The organism is Streptomyces sp. BK208, from assembly GCF_004364245.1.
In the GTDB taxonomy this organism is placed as follows: Bacteria; Actinomycetota; Actinomycetes; order Streptomycetales; family Streptomycetaceae; genus Streptomyces.
Map to the genome: position 1 here is coordinate 20,003 of NZ_SOAV01000002.1, position 17,876 is coordinate 37,878.

A 17,876-nucleotide genomic window follows, 5' to 3' on the forward strand; every position below is an offset into this window, starting at 1 on the left:
ACGCCGTAGCGGTGGGAAGGGCCGGTCACCCGGGGGTGGCCGGCCCTTCGGCCTGTTCCGGTGGTGTGCGGTGGTCGTGGTCTGGCGGTCCTGTTCCGGCGGTCGGCTTCCGGCGGTCGTGTTCCGTCAGCCGGCCGGGGCGGTCAGTCGTCGTCCGCGCGCGTCCTTCGGCGGCCGCCCAGTTCCACCGCCGTGCAGCGCCAGCGCAGGTCACGTCCCTGTTCCAGGCGGAACGCCATGGCACGCAGGCGGTCGCCCGCGCCGATGCGCGCGAAGACCTCCAGGGCTCCCGGCCGGGGCTCGAAGTAGCCGATGTCGCGGACCACGGGGGCGGCGCCGCGGGTGCGCAGCGGACCGCGTTCGGCGAGGTCGGCGAGATCGTCGTAGGCGTGGCCGACGGTGTGGCGGAGCATCGAGTGGACGGGGCGCCTGCCGCTGAGGACGCCGAGGAGCAGCTCGGCGAAGTGGTCGGTGGGACTCAGCTGCGGGACGGGGCGGCGCGGGGTCTGTCCTAGGACGAGCGGCGCCGTGGCGGGGTGGACCGAGCGCGTCACCTCCGGGGCGTCGAGCGGGCGAGTGGCGGGGACCGGGCGGTCCGGGATGCCCGCTGGTGCGGCCGGGCCCGTTCCGACGGCCCGGACCCGGCCGGGCGTGGGCGGCCGGGTGTCCGCGGGCCGCGTACGGGTCCGCTGGGACCGTCCGGGGGAGCCCGGCGGACGCCCGCCGGGTGCGGTGGCGCGTGTGGCGCGTCCGCCGGGCCTGCGGGGCGGCAGGCCGCCGGGCACGCGCGGCGGGGTCTCCGCCGGGTCGGCCGCTTCCACGCCGGGCCTGCGGTGCGGCGGACCGGAGAGGGCGGGGGAGAGGGCGTCGGCGCGGCCGTCCGGGGCGCTGCGGCCGAGCGGCCGGGGCGTGGCGTCGGCGCCGACCCCGTACGGCCGGGTGTCGGCGCGGCCCGGCGGCCGAGGCGCGGTGCCGGAACCGGCGCCGTACGGCGCGGGTGAGACGGAGGAGTCGTACGGCGCGGCTGAGGCGGGTGAGGTGGGTGAGGCGGACGAGCTGTACGGCGCGGGTGAGGCGGGAGAGCCGTTCGGTGTGTTCAGGGGTGGGCGGCTGGTGCGGAGCTGGGTCCTGGTCATGACCTTGCGCATGGGGGTCCCCGTTCGGCGGCCCGGGCGATACCGGGCGGTAACTTCGCGGTCGGGGATCTTGTACGGGTTGGAAGGGCGGCGCGGCAAGGCGGCGGGCGAGCGCGCCGAGGGGGTCGAGAGGTTCACTTATCCGAGTGACCGGGGTGCCCGGAGAGCCCGGCCCGCCTCGGGTGGACCGGGTGAATTCCGGGCTCTCGGTGGACGCGTCGGACGCCGTGGGCGGGGACCCGAAAGGGGACACCCGCACGTATCCTGAAGGCTCTCCCGCCGGGCCACCGAGCGCTCCGGCGGCGTCCCGACCACGAAAGCGGCAGACTCATGCGCGTCTACGTCCCCCTGACCCTGTCCGGCCTCGCCGAGGCGCACCGGGCGGGGGAGCTGGGGGCCGGACCGCTCGTCGCCTACGCCGTCACCCCGGCGCTGCGCGAGTGGTACCGGTCGGACGACATCGAGGAGCTGGAGTACGCCGCCCTGAACCGGGCCGCGCTCGCCTCGCTGCGGCTGCTGGCGGCCGACGGCGACGCGGCGCGGCGCCGGGTCGTGGTCGCCGCCGACGTGCCCGACGGTGCCGCCACCGCCGGCCCGGACCGGGGACCGGACCCGGCCGCGCCGGGCGAGGTCCGGGTCGCCGGGCCGCTGCCGCTGGCCAAGGCGGCCGCGGTGCACGTCGACTCGGACGACGCGGAGGCGGACGTGCGCGCCGCGGCCGGGGCCCTGGCCGCGGCGGACGGCGGCGACGACGACGCCCAGTCCGTCGTGGACGGCGCGGAGGACCACGAGCTGCTCTGGTACGCGACGCAGGAGATCCCGAACCTGGTGTGACGCGGAACCCGCCACCGCGGCGCCCCGGCTGTCAGTGGCGACCGGTACGTTTTCGGGCATGGGGATGCAGACGGGCGCACACATCGTGTGGGACTGGAACGGCACCCTGTTCCACGACAACGACGCGATCATCGGGGCGACGAACGCGGCGTTCGCCGAGCTGGGGCTGGCGCCGATCACACTGGAGCGCTACCGGGCGCTGTACTGCGTGCCGGTGCCGAAGTTCTACGAGCGGCTGATGGGCAGGATGCCCACCGACGCCGAGTGGGAGTTCATGGACGCGGCCTTCCAGCGCCATTACAGCGCGCACCGGGCGCGGTGCCGGCTCGCCGACGGCGTCACGGAGCTGCTCGCCGGCTGGCGGTCGGCCGGGCGCAGCCAGTCGATCCTCAGTATGTACGGCCACGACGAGCTGGTGCCGCTGGTCCAGGGGCTCGGGATCGAGGCGCACTTCATACGCGTCGACGGGCGGACCGGTCCGTCCGGGGGCAGCAAGGCCGAGCACATGGTGCGGCACCTCGCGCAGCTGGCGCTGTCCGGGGTGGAGCCCGCGCGCACGGTGGTGATCGGCGACGCCGCGGACGACGCGGTGGCGGCGCGCCACGTGGGTGCGGGGGCCGTGCTGTACACCGGGGGATCGCACAGCCGGGCCAGCCTGGAGGGGATCGGGGTGCCGGTGGTGGACACGCTGGCGGAGGCAGTGGTGGTGGCGGAGCAGCTGGCGGGGTGACGGTGTCGCCCGGTGCGTCCGGCCGCGCCGTTACCCCGGGGTAGCTGTGCGGAACGTCCAAGTTGTCAGCCCGCTTTTGTACACATGCGGCCCATGACGGGGAGCCCGTGCGGGGCGATAGCCTTGTGGCGTGATCAGCGCGATAGCTCGCGGGGGCACTGGTGCCCCTGCCCTGCGCCCGGTACACACGGACGACATCCGTGCCCGGGCGGCGGTCGCTGATCCCCGCGGGCGGGACGGGGCGGCACAGACCCCCGTCGGGCCGCCGCACACTCCCCGGACGGTGACGGCGAGAGCGAAGTCACACCCGGCGGAAGCGGCGACATTGGCTGATATGCCCCCGCTCCTCTCACCTTGCGGCATAGCGTCGGAGCAGACCGGACACCCCGTGTCCCGACGTCATGCCGGAAGGCAGGAGACCGTACTTCCTTCTACGTCACGCAACGGCGCGCGACAGGAGCCAGAGGACAATGCAGACCAAGCTGGACGAAGCCAAGGCCGAGCTGCTCGAAAGGGCTGCGCGGGTAGCTGAGAACAGCCCGGTCGGGGGGCACCTACCGACTGGGACGACGGGCGAGGGATCTCCGGGCACCCCGGACGGCCCGGACGGCACCCCGGACTACGCATCCGTGTTCGCGTTCCTCCAGCGCTACTACCGGCACACCGCCCCGGAGGACCTGACCGACCGCGACCCGGTCGACGTCTTCGGAGCCGCCGTCTCGCACTACCGGCTGGCCGAGAACCGCCCGCAGGGCACGGCCAACGTCCGCGTGCACACCCCGACGGTCGAGGAGAACGGCTGGACGTGCAGCCACTCCGTCGTCGAGGTGGTCACCGACGACATGCCCTTCCTCGTCGACTCCGTGACCAACGAGCTGACCCGCCAGGGCCGTGGCATCCACGTCGTCGTGCACCCGCAGATCGTGGTGCGGCGCGACATCGCCGGCAAGCTCGTCGAGGTCCTCGCCGGACCGCCCACCGCGGACCTGCCGCACGACGCGCACACCGAGTCCTGGATCCACGTCGAGATCGACCGCGAGACCGACCGCGGCGACCTGAAGCAGATCACCGCAGATCTGCTGCGCGTCCTGAACGACGTCCGCGAGACCGTCGAGGACTGGAGCAAGATGCGGGAGGCGGCCGTCCGCATCGCGGACCAGCTGCCGACCGAGGCCACCCCCGAGGACCTCCCGGCGCGGGAGCTGGAGGAGGCCCGCGAGCTGCTGCGCTGGCTGGCCGACGACCACTTCACCTTCCTCGGCTACCGCGAGTACCAGCTGCGCGAGGACGACTCCCTCGGCGCCGTCGCCGGCACCGGCCTCGGCATCCTGCGCTCCGACCCGCACCACGAGACCGACGAGAGCCACCCCGTCAGCCCCTCCTTCGAGCGGCTGCCCGCCGACGCCCGCGCCAAGGCCCGCGAGCACCGGCTGCTGGTCCTGACCAAGGCGAACAGCCGGGCCACCGTGCACCGGCCCTCGTACCTCGACTACGTCGGCGTCAAGAAGTTCGACGAGAACGGCAACGTGGTCGGCGAGCGGCGCTTCCTCGGCTTGTTCTCCTCCGCCGCGTACACCGAGTCCGTGCGCCGGGTGCCGGTCGTGCGGCGCAAGGTGGAGGAGGTGCTGGCGCGGGCCGGCTTCTCGCCCAACAGCCACGACGGCCGGGACCTGCTGCAGATCCTGGAGACGTACCCGCGCGACGAGATGTTCCAGACCTCGGTCGAGGAGCTGGAGCCGATCGTCACCTCCGTGCTCTACCTCCAGGAGCGGCGCCGCCTGCGCCTCTACCTGCGCCAGGACGAGTACGGCCGCTACTACTCGGCCCTCGTCTACCTCCCCCGCGACCGCTACACCACCGGGGTCCGGCTGCGGATCATCGACATCCTCAAGGAGGAGCTCGGCGGCACCAGCGTCGACTTCACGGCCTGGAACACCGAGTCGATCCTGTCCCGGCTGCACTTCGTGGTCCGCGTCCCGCAGGGCACCGAGCTGCCGCACCTGTCCGACGCCGACAAGGAGCGCGTCGAGACCCGGCTCGTCGAGGCCGCCCGTTCCTGGGCCGACGGATTCGGCGAGGCGCTGACCGCCGAGGTCGGCGAGGAGCGCGCCGCGGAGCTGCTGCGCCACTACGGGTCCGCCTTCCCCGAGGGCTACAAGGCCGACCACGGCCCGCGCTCCGCGGTCGCCGACCTCGGCCACCTGGAGCAGCTCGACGAGGAGAAGACCTTCGCGCTGAGCCTGTACGAGCCGGTCGGCGCCGCCCCCGAGGAGCGGCGCTTCAAGATCTACCAGAAGGGCGGCACGGTCTCCCTGTCCGCCGTGCTGCCGGTGCTCAGCCGGCTCGGCGTCGAGGTCACCGACGAGCGGCCCTACGAGCTGCGCTGCGCGGACCGCACCACGGCCTGGATCTACGACTTCGGCCTGCGCATGCCCAAGGCGCCGGCCGGCGGCGTCGACTACCGCGGCGACGACGCCCGCGAGCGGGTCCAGGACGCCTTCGCCGCCACCTGGACCGGCAAGGCGGAGAACGACGGGTTCAACGCCCTCGTGCTCAGCGCCGGGCTGACCTGGCGGCAGGCGATGGTGCTGCGCGCGTACGCGAAGTACCTGCGGCAGGCCGGTTCGACGTTCAGCCAGGACTACATGGAGGACACCCTCCGCAACAACGTCCACACCACGCGGCTGCTCGTCTCCCTGTTCGAGGCGCGGATGGCGCCGGAGCGCCAGCGCGCCGGGCGCGAGATCGTCGACGCCCTGCTCGAAGAGGTCGACGCCGCCCTCGACCAGGTCGCCAGCCTCGACGAGGACCGGATCCTGCGGTCCTTCCTCACCGTCATCAAGGCCACGCTGCGGACCAACTTCTTCCAGAAGGCGAGCGGCGGCGTCCCGCACGACTACGTCTCCATGAAGTTCGACCCGCGGGCCATTCCCGACCTGCCCGCGCCGCGCCCGGCGTTCGAGATCTGGGTGTACTCGCCGCGCGTCGAGGGCGTGCACCTGCGCTTCGGCAAGGTCGCGCGCGGTGGCCTGCGCTGGTCGGACCGCCGGGAGGACTTCCGCACCGAGATCCTCGGCCTGGTCAAGGCGCAGATGGTGAAGAACACCGTCATCGTGCCGGTCGGCGCCAAGGGCGGCTTCGTCGCCAAGCAGCTGCCCGACCCGAGCGTGGACCGCGACGCCTGGATGGCGGAGGGCATCGCCAGCTACCGGACCTTCATCTCGGCGCTGCTCGACATCACCGACAACATGGTGGCCGGCGAGGTCGTGCACCCCGCCGACGTCGTCCGGCACGACGAGGACGACACCTACCTCGTCGTCGCCGCCGACAAGGGCACCGCGAAGTTCTCCGACATCGCCAACGAGGTCGCCGAGTCCTACAACTTCTGGCTCGGGGACGCCTTCGCCTCCGGCGGCAGCGCGGGTTACGACCACAAGGGCATGGGCATCACCGCCCGCGGCGCCTGGGAGTCCGTCAAGCGGCACTTCCGGGAGCTGGGCGTGGACACCCAGACCCAGGACTTCACCGTCGTCGGCATCGGTGACATGTCCGGCGACGTCTTCGGCAACGGCATGCTGCTCAGCGAGCACATCCGCCTGGTGGCCGCCTTCGACCACCGGCACATCTTCATCGACCCGACGCCGGACGCGGCCACCTCGTACGCCGAGCGCCGCCGGCTGTTCGAGCTGGCCCGCTCCTCCTGGGAGGACTACGACACCGGGCTGCTCTCGGCGGGCGGCGGCATCTTCCCGCGCACGGCCAAGTCCATCCCGGTCAACGCGCACGTCCGCGAGGCCCTCGGCATCGAGCCGGGCATCACCAAGATGACCCCGGCCGAGCTGATGAAGGCGATCCTCAGCTCCCCGGTGGACCTGCTGTGGAACGGCGGCATCGGCACGTACGTCAAGGCGTCCACCGAGTCCAACGCCGACGTCGGCGACAAGGGCAACGACGCCATCCGCGTCGACGGCAAGGACCTGCGGGTCCAGGTCGTCGGCGAGGGCGGCAACCTCGGCCTGACCCAGCTGGGCCGGATCGAGTTCGCGCTGCAGGGCGGCCGGATCAACACCGACGCCATCGACAACAGCGCGGGCGTGGACACCTCCGACCACGAGGTGAACATCAAGATCCTGCTCAACGGTCTGGTCAAGGACGGCGACATGACCGTCAAGCAGCGCAACAAGCTGCTCGCCCAGATGACCGACGAGGTCGGCGCGCTGGTCCTGCGCAACAACTACGCCCAGAACACGGCGATCGCCAACGCGCTCGCGCAGTCCAAGGACATGCTCCACGCCCAGCAGCGCTTCATGCGCCACCTGGTCAGGGAGGGCCACCTCGACCGGGCCCTGGAGTTCCTGCCCACGGACCGCCAGATCCGCGAGCGGCTCGGCGGCGGACGCGGCCTGACCGGCCCGGAGACGGCCGTGCTGCTGGCGTACACGAAGATCACGGTCGCCGAGGAGCTGCTGCACACCTCGCTGCCGGACGACCCGTACCTCAAGGGTCTGCTGCACGCCTACTTCCCGACGGCGCTGCGCGAGCAGTTCGCCGAGCAGGTCGACAGCCACCCGCTGCGCCGCGAGATCACGACGACGGTCCTGGTCAACGACACGGTCAACACGGGCGGTACGACGTATCTGCACCGGATGCGCGAGGAGACCGGCGCGTCGCTCGAGGAGATCGTGCGGGCGCAGACCGCGGCGCGGGCGATCTTCAGCTCCTCCCCGGTGTGGGACGCGGTGGAGGCGCTGGACAACAAGGTCGACGCGGCCGTCCAGACCCGGATCCGGCTGCACTCGCGCCGCCTGGTCGAGCGTGGCACGCGCTGGCTGCTGAACAACCGGCCGCAGCCGCTGGAGCTGGCCGAGACGGTGGACTTCTTCGCCGAGCGGGTCGAGCAGGTGTGGGCGCAGCTGCCGAAGCTGCTGCGTGGTGCGGACGCCGAGTGGTACCAGCACATCTACGACGAGTTGACCGCCGCCGGTGTTCCGGACGAGCCGGCCACGCGGGTGGCCGGGTTCTCCTCGGCGTTCGCGACGCTGGACATCGTGTCGGTGGCCGACCGCATGGGCAAGGAGCCGCTGGACGTCGCCGAGGTGTACTACGACCTCGCCGACCGGCTCGGCGTCACCCAGCTGATGGACCGGATCAGTGACCTGCCGCGGGACGACCGCTGGCAGTCGATGGCCCGGGCGGCGATCCGTGAGGACCTGTACGCGGCGCACGCGTCGCTGACCGCGGACGTCCTGGCGGTGGGGAACGGAACGTCCACGCCGGAGCAGCGGTTCAAGGCGTGGGAGGAGAGGAACGCGGCGATTCTCGGGCGGGCGCGGACGACGCTGGAGGAGATCCGGTCGTCGGACGAGTTCGATCTGTCGAATCTGTCGGTGGCGATGCGGACGATGCGGACGTTGCTGCGCACGCATTCGTAGGCGGTACGGCGTTCGCGCCGGTGCTGTGTGAGGCGCCCCGGGCCGGGTCGGTCCGGGGCGCCTTTGCGTCGTGCGCGGGGTGAGGGTGGGCGCGGGGTGGGGTGCGCTGCCCGGCGCTTGCGGGGTGCCGCTGCGCCCACCCGTGCCGCCCCAGCGGCACGACTGCCCGCAGCTACGGAGGGGGGAGGGCGGTAGGCACGACTGTCCGCGGTTATGGGGGGGCACGGCTGCCCGCGGTTATGTCAGCGGAGGACGTTGGCGATCAGGCGGGCCGCTCTTCGTGTTCTCGGGGTGGACAGGCGGCGGGCTGCTGGGCGGATGAGCGTGGCCGTCGGGCCCACCGGTTGCCAGGTGATCTGGAGGCGGCCCGGGTTGTGGCCCTCAGGGCGGAGGGTGACGCGGTGGGGAGTGAGGCCGGCGCGGTGGGGGACGCGGGCCGTGAGGGGCGTGAAGGTCAGCGGCGCCAGCAGGATGCCCGTGTGGGTGCGGCCCCGGTGGCGCAGCCGGAGCACGGGATGACGGGTGCCCTCGAAGCCCTGGAGCGGGAGACGGGCCGCCGCCAGGTCCAGGCGCACGCGGCCCTCGAAGAGACCGGGGCCGACGGGCGAGAGGCGGAAGGCGACCGTGAGGCGCCGGCGGCCGGGGGAGAGGTGGAGCACGGCGAGCTGGGGGCCGACCGGGAGACGCAGGGCCGGGTCGTAGGTGCGGACGGTGAGGTCGACGGCGGCGCCGGGACCGCGCGCGATCTCCGTGATCTCGTGCCGGAGCAGGGCGGTGAAGAACGGGCGGGTGTCCAGGCCGAGGTCCGTCAGGTCCAGCTCGCGCCGGGCCTCCGGGGACTGCGGGACCTCCTCGCCCCAATACACGCGGCCGCTCTCCTCGTCCGGCGTCACCCGGCGGGGCGCCACGTCGTGGCCCAGGCCCCGGGCAGCCGTCCGCAGGTCGGACAGGCGCCGGTCGCGCAGCAGCCGCAGGACGACCCGTTCGGCGCGCGGCAGCCGGGCGTAGGCGCCCTCGGCGAGGGTGTCGAGGTAGGGGTTCATCAGGTCGGCGAAGGACGCCAGCCACGCGTCGTCCCGGTAGGGCAGGTCACCGGCGTACATCCGGAAGTCGTGCTTGAGGAACTTGAAGTCCTTGTCCTCGCGCAGCGTCTCGTGCCCGCTCTCGGCCAGGAAGGCGTCGATGAGCCGCTGCACGTGGACGCGGTCGCGGACGTTGGAGAGCTTGTGCCGCTGGTTGGAGATGGAGGCGGTCTCGGAGGCGGCGTACGGGGCTATGTACCAGCGGTAGACCGGCTCGGGGACGACCGTGAACCGTTTGGCCAGGCAGTAGGCCTGTGCCGAGAAGAGCTGGTCCTCGTAGTGGATGCCCTCGGGGAAGCGCAGGCCGTGCCGGTCGAGGAAGGCGCGCGCGTACATCTTGCTGGTCGACAGGTGCTCGAAGAGCAGCCGGGGGTCGGCCCCGATGCCGTCCAGGGTGCGGCGCTCGGCGACCAGGTGCGGCATCCAGGTGGTGCGGCGTCCGCCGTCCACGCGGACGCGGTGCACCGCGCCCATGGCGAAGTCCAGGTCGCGTTCGCGGTGGGCGGCGAGCAGGACCTCCACGGCACGCTCGGGCAGTTCGTCGTCGCTGTCCAGGAACATCAGGTACGGCGCCCGCGCGATCTCCAGGGCGCGGTTGCGCGGGGCGCTGCATCCGCCGCTGTTCTCCGGCAGCCGCAGGTACACGACCCGCGGATCGTGGGCGGCCAGTTCGCGGGCCACCTCCTCGGTGGCGTCCGTCGAGTGGTCGTCGCTGATGACGACCTCGATGTTCGCGTGCGTCTGCCGCAGCACGGACGCGACCGCGCGGGGGAGGCGCTCGGCGTCGTTGTAGACGATGACCGTGACGGTGACGTCGGGGACCCGCAGGGGCAGGAGCGCGCCCGTGGCCGGGCTCGTGGTGGCTGTCCTCATGACGCGGTGGCCTCCTCGGGGCTCGGGGCCGGGACGCGGTCCTCGACCGGCACGACCGGGGGCAGCGTCCGCTCGTCCTCGCCGAGGAAGACACGGCGTACGACGCGTTCGGCGGCGTGGCCGTCGTCGTACTCGCAGAACCGGCGCCGGAAGGCGGCCCGTGCCTTCGTCGCGCGTTCGTCGTGCCAGGCGTCGGTGGTGAGGATCTCCGTCAGTTCCGCCTGGGTGCGGGCGACGGGGCCGGGGGCTTCGGCCATCAGGTCGAAGTAGACGCCGCGGGTGGTGCGGTACGTCTCCCAGTCGTCGGCGTGGATGACGATCGGGCGGTCCAGGTTGGCGTAGTCGAACATGATCGACGAGTAGTCGGTGACCAGCGCGTCGGCGGCCAGGCACAGCTCCTCGACGGGTTCGTAGGAGGAGACGTCGACGAGGCGGCCGGTGCGGCGCAGGTCCGCCAGCGGGGTGGAGGGGGCGGTCGCGCTGTCGTAGAAGTAGTGGGCGCGCACCAGCAGGACCGTTTCCTCACCGAGTCGGTCGGCGAGGGCGACGAGGTCCAGGCGCGGGGTCCAGCCGGCCTCGTAGTCGCGGTGGGTCGGCGCGTAGAGGATCGCGCGGCGGCCGGGTGCGATGCCGAGGCGTGCGCGGGCCGCGCGCACCTCGACGGCACCGGCGGTGTAGTAGACGTCGTTGCGCGGATAGCCGTGGTCCAGGGACACGTGCCGGGACGGGTAGGCCCGCTGCCACATGCGGGTGCTGTGGCGGTTGGCGGAGACGCTGTAGTCCCACTTGTCGACGCGTTCAAGGAGCGCCTGGAAGTTCAGGCCGTGGGCGGCGGCGGGGTACGGCAGCTGGTCCACGCCCATGCGTTTGAGGGGGGTGCCGTGGTGGGTCTGGACGTGGACGGTGCCGGGGCGTTTGACCACCGCGTCCGGGAAGTTGACGTTGTTGACCAGGTACTTGGCCCGGGCCAGCACCTCCCAGTAGCGGCGGGTGCCGGGGACGACGTGGTCGGTGCCGGGCGGCAGCAGGGCGGCGCCCGCTTCGGTGACGACCCACACCGGGTGGACGCCCGGGGCGAGTTCGGCGAGCTTGGCGGCGATCGCCGCCGGGTTGCAGGCCACGCCCCGGTTCCAGTACGCCGAGAAGACCGCGAGGTGCGGGTCGACCGGGCGGGCCAGGGCGGCGCGGTACTGGAGGGCGCGCAGCCGGTTTCCGGCCCGGCGCCTGCCGGTGCGCGCGGCGGAGCGCACCCCGCGGCGGGCGTGGTTGGCGCTGCGCAGGGCGCGGTACCTGCCGTAGGCACCCTCCTCCAGGAGCGACCGGCGCATCCCCTCCAGGCCGGCCGGGCGCCGCAGGCCGTCGGGGCGGTGGCGCCGGGCGGTCACGGACGCCCGGCGGAAGAACTCCCGCGCCACGTCCTCCGGCATCCCGGCGCGGGCGAAGGTGCGCAGGCAGTCGCGGACCATCAGGTCGTACAGGACGCCGTGGACGGCCGGGCGGTCGGCGGTGAGGCCGAGCAGCGCCTCGTAGCGGTCGACCAGCGCGTACCGCTCGGCCGCCGTGGGCGGCGGGAGGCTCTCGGGGCGCAGCAGCCGGTCCTCGTACGCCGGGTGCGGCAGGCAGGCCACGCGGTCGGCGAGCAGCAGGGCGGCGCAGGCGGCGAAGGGCTCGTCCTCGGTGGTCAGGAGCCGTTCGTGGGCCCGCCAGAAACCGGTGCGCACGGCGCGGTTGCCGAGCAGCGGGGCCAGCCGGAGCAGCGCCGCCCGGTCGTCGAGGGCGACGCCCTCCGCGGCGCGGCCCGCGCGCGCGAGGCGGGGGCCGTCGGGGGAGGGCAGACCGGAGACCCGCCAGGAACTGCGGACGTGATCCAGGAGCAGGACGTCCACCGAGTCGGAGAGGCCCGCGGTGTGCCGGGCGACGGCGGGCGGGGCGCCGACGGGCAGCCCGTCCTTGGCGTGCACGAAGTGCAGCCACCGGCCCCGCGCCCGGGCCGCCCCCGCCGAACGGGCCGCGGCGTCCCCGGCTCCGTCCGGGAGCGGCAGCACGGTGAAGGCGGGGACGTGCCGCTCGGCCGTCTCCCGCGCCCAGTCCCCGACTGCGGCGACGATCACCTCGACGCCGGGCAGGGGGTGGGCGTCCAGGGAGTCGAGGAGGGCGGGGAGGTGGTCCTGGACGTTGCGGCCGTGGACGACGACGCTGAGGTCGGGGACCGCCCCGGGGAACGGGTCGGGGACCGTGTCGGACATCGCGGGGACTCCTTCGCCTCGGCCTTCGCTCGGTCGCTCCCGGAGCACTCCTGTGGGTCGGTATCTATTCGGTCATAGTGACATCAATCCGGCAAAAGGCTTAATCGTGGGGCGGGAGCGTACGCCTCCCGGGGGACGGAACCCTCACGCGACCGCCTTCGGCTCGGACGCCGCCTCGGGAGCCGCCTGGGGCGTCGCCCCGGCTGCGGCCTCAAGGTGCGGTCTTTGGTGCGGCCCCAGCTGTGGCCCCAGCTGTGGCCCCGGCTGCGGCCGTGGGTGCGGCCTTGGGCGCAGCCTTGGGTGCGGCCTTGGGTTTGGCCGACCGGTCCGGTCCGCCGGTGAACTTCTCGTACTCCTTCAGCACCTCGTCCGTCGGCCCGTCCATCCGCAGCTCGCCGCGCTCCAGCCACAGCACCCGGTCGCAGGTGTCGCGGATGGACTTGTTGCTGTGGCTGACCAGGAACACCGTGCCGGCGTGCCGGCGCAGCTCCCGGATGCGTTCCTCGGAGCGCTTCTGGAAGGAGCGGTCGCCGGTGGCCAGCGCCTCGTCGACCAGGAGGACGTCGTGGTCCTTGGCGGCGGCGATGGAGAAGCGCAGCCGGGCGGCCATGCCGGAGGAGTACGTGCGCATCGGCAGGGTGATGAAGTCGCCCTTGTCGTTGATCCCGGAGAAGTCGACGATCTCCTGGTACCGCTCCTTGATCTGCGCGCGGGACATGCCCATCGCCAGGCCGCCGAGGTACACGTTGCGCTCGCCGGTGAGGTCGCTCATCAGGGCGGCGTTGACGCCGAGCAGGGAGGGCTGCCCGTCGGTGTAGATGCGGCCGTTCTCCACCGGGAGCAGGCCGGCGACGGCCTTGAGCAGCGTCGACTTGCCCGAGCCGTTGGTGCCTATGAGGCCGATGGCCTCGCCCCGGTACGCCACGAAGGACACGTTCTTCACGGCGTGCACCCGGCGCACGCCCGCCGCCTTCTCGGTCTTCTTCCGGCGCAGGATGCGGTTGAGGGCGGCGGTGGCGGAGCCGCGGCCCGCGCCGGTGCCGTTGACCCGGTAGACGATGTCGACGCCGTCGGCGATGACGGTGGGTACCCGCTCGGCGGGGGTGCTGTCAGCCACGACCGTACGTCTCCTCGGCCTTCCAGAAGTAGATGAAGCCGCCGATCCCGGCGACCAGCGCCCAGCCCAGGGCCAGGGCCCAGACGTGGTCCGGCAGCATGTCGCCGCCGAAGCTGTCGATGAGCGCGAACCGCATCAGGTCGATGTAGACGACGGCGGGGTTGACCTGGAGCAGCGGGCCGACCCAGGACGGCAGACCGCTGTCCGGACCGGTCATGTGATGGATGCTGAACATGACGCCCGAGGCGTACATCCAGGTGCGCAGCAGGAACGGCATCAGCTGGGCCATGTCCGGGATCTTCGAACCCACCCGGGCCATGACCATCGACACGCCCGTGTTGAACACGAACTGCAGCGCCAGCGCCGGGACCGCGAGCACCCAGGACGGGGCGGGCGGCACGCCGAAGGCCAGCAGGATCAGGACCAGGGCGCCCATCGAGAACAGCAGCTGCTGGAGCTGCTGGAGGCAGAACGACACCGGCAGTGCCGCACGCGGGAAGTGCAGGGCCCGCACCAGGCCGAGGTTGCCGGAGACGGCCCGGGTGCCCGCCATGATCGAACTCTGCGTGAACGTCCACATGAACACGCCGGTGACCAGGAACGGGACGAAGTCCTCCACCCCGTGGCTGGTGTTCATCAGCATGCCGAAGATGAGGTAGTACACCGCCGCGTTGAGCAGGGGCGTCATCACCTGCCAGACCTGACCCAGCTTGGCCTGGCTGTACTGGGCGGTGAGCTTGGCGGTGGAGAAGGCGCCGATGAAGTGCCGGCGCGCCCACAGCTGACGGACGTACTGGGGCAGGGAGGGGCGGGCGCCGCTGACCGACAGGCCGTGGCGGGCGGCGAGTGCCGCGAGGTCGGTGTCGGCCGCTGCCGCGGCGGCCGGGGCCGCTGTCGGGGTCGGTGGATCGAGGACCTGGCTCACATCCGGTGCTTTCGCTCGGGGGAGGGGGCGAGAGGCGACGCCCGTCGTTCACCTGGGTGACCGCGTGGATTCACTTACGTCGGGACGGCACCGTATCGTCGTTACGTGAGCGTAGGGCGTGATGACGCCGGAACGCAACCGTTTCGTCGTGACGCCCTATGCTTGACGCGCATGACGACCAACGCCGCCGCCGACGAGCCGCCGCGCCCGCGCCGCAGGGCCCCCGCCGGGGCGGCGGTGCTCCGTGAGGACGTGACGGAGGCCATCCGGGCGGCGGTCTTCGAGGAGCTCGCGGCGGTCGGTTACGCCCGCGTGTCCATCGAGGGCATCGCGCGCCGCGCGGGCGTCGGCAAGACCGCCGTCTACCGGCGCTGGCGCTCCAAGCTGCACCTGGTGCTCGACGTCGTCTCGGCCCTGGCCGTCCAGGGGCTCCCGGCGCCGGACACCGGTTCCCTGGAGGGCGACCTGCGCCTGCTGTACGAGGTGACGTCCCGAGCCCTGCGCCACCCGGTGGCCTCGCAGATCATCCCCGACCTCCAGGCGGAGGCGGCCCGCAATCCCGACATCGCCGAGGCACTGCAGAAGACCCTGCGCGAGGGCCAGGACGGCGTCGCCAGCAAGATCCTCGCGGCGGCGGCGGAACGCGGCGAGCTGGGCCCCGCCGTGCACACCGACCTCGCCCTGGACCTGATCTCGGGCCCGCTGTACTGGCGCTCGGTGGTCGTCCGGAGCCCGAAGCTGCCGAAGGGCTACCTGGCCGCGCTGGCACGGGCCACGGCGGAGGGCTTGAAGGCGCTCTGAGCGGGCCCGAACCTCCGGGCAAGCGGGCGGGTTCGCCGATAATGCCGACCGGAGCAGGCGGCTCGGCAGGCGGGCCGCCGCGGGACGGCGGGCCGGGTCCGCCGTCACCGGGGGAGGGGTGGGCATGAGGCGCGCGTGGACGAATCCCGTGCTGTTGCTGATCGCTGGAGCGGGTGCCGCGACCGGGCCGTTCGTCCAGGGGCGGCCTGGCACGGGCACCGTGATGGTGGTGCTGTTCGTAGTGCTGGCGGCGATGACCTCGCCGTTGCTCTTCCCCAGGCCGATCGGTGCGCTGGAGGCGCGGCGGCGCAGCGCCGTCGACGGCCGGCCGGTCGTCTTCTGGCGGCCGGGGTGCACCTACTGCATGCGGCTGCGCATCCGGCTGGGCCGCAAGGCGCGGCGGCTGTACTGGGTCGACATCTGGCGGGACGAGGCCGGGGCGGAGCTGGTGCGGGAGGCCAACGACGGCAACGAGACCGTGCCCACCCTGTTCGTGGCGGGCCGGCCGTACACCAACCCCGACCCGGCGTGGGTACGCGAGCAGGTCTCCTCGTCCCGGTGACCCGGTGACCCGGTGACCCGGTGACCCGGCGTCGGCGCCCCGCGCCCCGTCCGGAGGTCAGTCCCGGGCCGCCTCCGGGTGGAGTCGCACCCAGCCCGCCCACGCCGACGTGATCATGTCCTCGACGTCGTACTTGGCCTTCCAGTCCAGCTCGACGGCGGCGTGGTCGGCCGAGGCGACGACGCGGGCCGGGTCGCCGGGGCGGCGGGGCGTGACCGTCGGGGGCCGGCCGTAGCCGGTCAGGGCGTTGATGCGGTCGATCATCTCGCGGACGGAGACGCCTTCGCCCCGGCCGATGTTGAGGGTGAGGGTGCGGCCCGGGGAGGCCTGCAGGGCGCGGGCCGCGGCCACGTGGGCCTCGGCCAGGTCGACCACGTGGATGTAGTCCCGCACGCAGGTGCCGTCCGGCGTCGCGTAGTCGTCGCCGAAGATCCGGGGGGCCGCGGACTCCGTCAGCTTCTCGAAGACCATCGGGACCAGGTTGTAGACGCCGGTGTCCGCCAGCTCCGGGCTCGCGGCGCCCGCCACGTTGAAGTACCGCAGGGACGCCGTGGCCAGGCCCGACGCCTTGCCGGCGGCCCGGACCAGCCACTCGCCGGCCAGCTTGGTCTCGCCGTAGGGCGACATGGGTGCGCACGGCGTCTCCTCGGTCACGAGGTCGACGTCGGGCATGCCGTACACGGCGGCGGAGGAGGAGAAGACGAAGGACGGGACCTCGGCCTTCGTGACCGCGTCCAGCAGGACCCGCAGCCCCTCCACGTTCTGCTGGTAGTAGTGCAGCGGCAGGTCCACCGACTCGCCGACCTGCTTCTTGGCGGCCAGGTGGACGACACCGGTGACGGAGTGGTCGGCCAGGGCGCGGGCGACCCGCTCGCCGTCCAGGACCGAGCCCACCACCAGGGGGACGCCGTCGGGCACGCGGTCGGCGATGCCGGTCGACAGGTCGTCGTAGACCACGGCCTTCTCGCCCGCCTCGGTCATCGCCCTTACGACGTGCGCCCCGATGTATCCGGCGCCGCCGGTGATCAGCCAGGTCATTGCGGCCGTCCCCTTCGTTCGGTGGTTCTCGGTACCCATGATCCGTCATCCCGGCCCTCGCCGGACGCCGGCACCCGTCAGGACGGTACGGGGCCCGGGCCGGTGCCGTACGCGTCCAGGGCCCTCGTGAGCCGGTCGAGGCGGGCGCCCAGGTCCTGGATCTCGGCCAGGTCCAGGCCGGTCGCCGCGGCGATCCTGCGCGGCACCTCGACGGCCCGCTCGCGCAGTGCCGCGCCCTCCCCGGTCAGCCGCACCTCCACCGACCGCTCGTCGCGCACGCTGCGCTCGCGCCGCACCAGACCGGTCGCCTCCAGCCGCTTGAGCAGGGGCGACAGGGTCCCGGAGTCGAGGCGCAGGTGCTCACCGAGCTTCTTCACGGGCAGCTCGCCGTGCTCCCACAGCACCAGCATCACCAGGTACTGCGGGTAGGTGAGCCCGAGGTCCTTGAGGACCACGCGGTAGACGCTGCCGAAGGCGCGCGACGCGGCGTTCAGGGAGAAGCAGATCTGCTGGTCCAGGCGGAGCCAGTCGGATGCGGGCGTGGTCATGCTCCCCAGCGTAACCGACAGGAATTGTGCATCATTTAGTTGTGCGCAATTTAATCGTGTGCTCTACTTGTGGGTGTCGGACAGATGTCAGGCAACGCAGCTTCCCTCCGAAAGGGCCGGTTTCCCATGGACGCGATCTACACCGCCGCCGCCACCGCCACCCACGGCCGTGACGGCCGTACCGTCAGCTCCGACGGCAAGGTCGACCTCGCCCTCGGCATCCCCGTCGAGATGGGCGGCAACGGCCAGGGCACCAACCCCGAGCAGCTGTTCGCCGCCGGCTACGCCGCCTGTTTCGGCAGCGCCCTCGGCCTGGTCGGCCGGGCGGCGAAGGTCGACGTCAGCGACGCCGCGGTGACCGCCGAGGTCGGCATCGGCAAGCAGGGCGAGGGCTTCGCGCTCGCCGTCACGCTCCGGGTCGAGCTGCCCGAGGGGGTCGACGAGGAGACCGGCCGCAAGCTGGTCGAGCAGGCCCACCAGGTCTGCCCGTACTCCAACGCCACCCGTGGCAACATCCCGGTCGATCTCGTCGTCGAGTAGTCCCCGCCGGGG

General features: G+C 72.7%; 13 protein-coding genes. 6 read left to right on the forward strand and 7 right to left on the reverse strand.

The genetic code is table 11. The annotated features are described in order from the left end of the window. Positions 1–143: 143 nt before the first annotated feature. Entirely contained in the window at positions 144–785 is a 642-nt protein-coding gene (locus EV562_RS34990) for an Rv3235 family protein (RefSeq protein ID WP_243859991.1), read from the reverse strand. Positions 786–1,466: 681 nt separating this feature from the next. Between EV562_RS34990 and EV562_RS04695 the strand changes: the two genes are divergently transcribed. From EV562_RS04695 to EV562_RS04705, 3 genes are all read left to right on the forward strand, one after another. Beyond that, entirely contained in the window at positions 1,467–1,970 is a 504-nt protein-coding gene (locus EV562_RS04695) for a hypothetical protein (RefSeq protein ID WP_133885398.1), read from the forward strand. A 58-nt stretch (positions 1,971–2,028) separates the two neighbouring features. Continuing rightward, positions 2,029–2,700 (forward strand): HAD family hydrolase, encoded by a 672-nt coding sequence (locus EV562_RS04700; RefSeq protein WP_133885399.1) that lies wholly within the window; start codon positions 2,029–2,031, stop codon positions 2,698–2,700. Positions 2,701–3,170: 470 nt separating this feature from the next. After that, positions 3,171–8,132 carry an NAD-glutamate dehydrogenase gene (locus EV562_RS04705; RefSeq protein WP_133885400.1) on the forward strand — a complete coding sequence of 1,654 codons (4,962 nt, stop codon included), beginning with the start codon at positions 3,171–3,173 and terminating at the stop codon, positions 8,130–8,132. Between the two features lie 242 nt (positions 8,133–8,374). Here EV562_RS04705 and EV562_RS04710 read toward each other — a convergent pair whose 3' ends face one another. The 4 genes from EV562_RS04710 to EV562_RS04725 all read right to left on the reverse strand — a co-directional run bounded on the left by EV562_RS04710 (position 8,375) and on the right by EV562_RS04725 (position 14,375). Next, positions 8,375–10,087, reverse strand: coding sequence for a glycosyltransferase family 2 protein (locus tag EV562_RS04710; RefSeq protein ID WP_133885401.1), 1,713 nt, complete (start codon positions 10,085–10,087; stop codon positions 8,375–8,377). Continuing rightward, positions 10,084–12,333, reverse strand: coding sequence for a CDP-glycerol glycerophosphotransferase family protein (locus EV562_RS04715; RefSeq protein WP_133885402.1), 2,250 nt, complete (start codon positions 12,331–12,333; stop codon positions 10,084–10,086). Before EV562_RS04715 ends, EV562_RS04710 begins: the two co-directional genes overlap by 4 nt. 211 nt (positions 12,334–12,544) lie before the next feature. After that, entirely contained in the window at positions 12,545–13,450 is a 906-nt protein-coding gene (locus EV562_RS04720; RefSeq protein ID WP_133885403.1) for an ABC transporter ATP-binding protein, read from the reverse strand. After that, positions 13,443–14,375: an ABC transporter permease gene (locus tag EV562_RS04725; protein WP_133885404.1), complete on the reverse strand. Its 933-nt coding sequence runs from the start codon at positions 14,373–14,375 to the stop codon at positions 13,443–13,445. The genes EV562_RS04720 and EV562_RS04725 overlap by 8 nt, the downstream gene beginning before the upstream one ends. A gap of 171 nt (positions 14,376–14,546) precedes the next feature. Between EV562_RS04725 and EV562_RS04730 the strand changes: the two genes are divergently transcribed. Then, positions 14,547–15,176: a TetR/AcrR family transcriptional regulator gene (locus tag EV562_RS04730; protein WP_133885405.1), complete on the forward strand. Its 630-nt coding sequence runs from the start codon at positions 14,547–14,549 to the stop codon at positions 15,174–15,176. Positions 15,177–15,300: 124 nt separating this feature from the next. Further along, positions 15,301–15,738, forward strand: coding sequence for a glutaredoxin domain-containing protein (locus tag EV562_RS04735; RefSeq protein WP_133885406.1), 438 nt, complete (start codon positions 15,301–15,303; stop codon positions 15,736–15,738). A gap of 57 nt (positions 15,739–15,795) precedes the next feature. On the opposite strand, the gene galE is transcribed toward EV562_RS04735, so the two are convergent. After that, positions 15,796–16,776 carry a UDP-glucose 4-epimerase GalE gene (galE, locus tag EV562_RS04740; RefSeq protein WP_133885407.1) on the reverse strand — a complete coding sequence of 327 codons (981 nt, stop codon included), beginning with the start codon at positions 16,774–16,776 and terminating at the stop codon, positions 15,796–15,798. Between the two features lie 77 nt (positions 16,777–16,853). Continuing rightward, positions 16,854–17,324, reverse strand: a complete 471-nt coding sequence (locus EV562_RS04745) for a MarR family transcriptional regulator (protein ID WP_133885408.1) — start codon at positions 17,322–17,324, stop codon at positions 16,854–16,856. Positions 17,325–17,450: 126 nt separating this feature from the next. On the opposite strand from EV562_RS04745, the gene EV562_RS04750 reads away from it, so the two are divergent. Continuing rightward, positions 17,451–17,864: an organic hydroperoxide resistance protein gene (locus EV562_RS04750; RefSeq protein ID WP_133885409.1), complete on the forward strand. Its 414-nt coding sequence runs from the start codon at positions 17,451–17,453 to the stop codon at positions 17,862–17,864. Positions 17,865–17,876: the final 12 nt, after the last annotated feature.

Bases quoted from the DNA above. Each gene is read 5' to 3' on its own strand.
- EV562_RS04695 (WP_133885398.1), top strand. From the start codon at position 1,467: ATGCGCGTCTACGTCCCCCTGACCCTGTCCGGCCTCGCCGAGGCGCAC.
- EV562_RS04700 (WP_133885399.1), top strand. From the start codon at position 2,029: ATGGGGATGCAGACGGGCGCACACATCGTGTGGGACTGGAACGGCACC.
- EV562_RS04705 (WP_133885400.1), top strand. From the start codon at position 3,171: ATGCAGACCAAGCTGGACGAAGCCAAGGCCGAGCTGCTCGAAAGGGCT.
- EV562_RS04710 (WP_133885401.1), bottom strand. From the start codon at position 10,087: ATGAGGACAGCCACCACGAGCCCGGCCACGGGCGCGCTCCTGCCCCTG.
- EV562_RS04715 (WP_133885402.1), bottom strand. From the start codon at position 12,333: ATGTCCGACACGGTCCCCGACCCGTTCCCCGGGGCGGTCCCCGACCTC.
- EV562_RS04730 (WP_133885405.1), top strand. From the start codon at position 14,547: ATGACGACCAACGCCGCCGCCGACGAGCCGCCGCGCCCGCGCCGCAGG.
- EV562_RS04735 (WP_133885406.1), top strand. From the start codon at position 15,301: ATGAGGCGCGCGTGGACGAATCCCGTGCTGTTGCTGATCGCTGGAGCG.
- galE (WP_133885407.1), bottom strand. From the start codon at position 16,776: ATGACCTGGCTGATCACCGGCGGCGCCGGATACATCGGGGCGCACGTC.
- EV562_RS04745 (WP_133885408.1), bottom strand. From the start codon at position 17,324: ATGACCACGCCCGCATCCGACTGGCTCCGCCTGGACCAGCAGATCTGC.
- EV562_RS04750 (WP_133885409.1), top strand. From the start codon at position 17,451: ATGGACGCGATCTACACCGCCGCCGCCACCGCCACCCACGGCCGTGAC.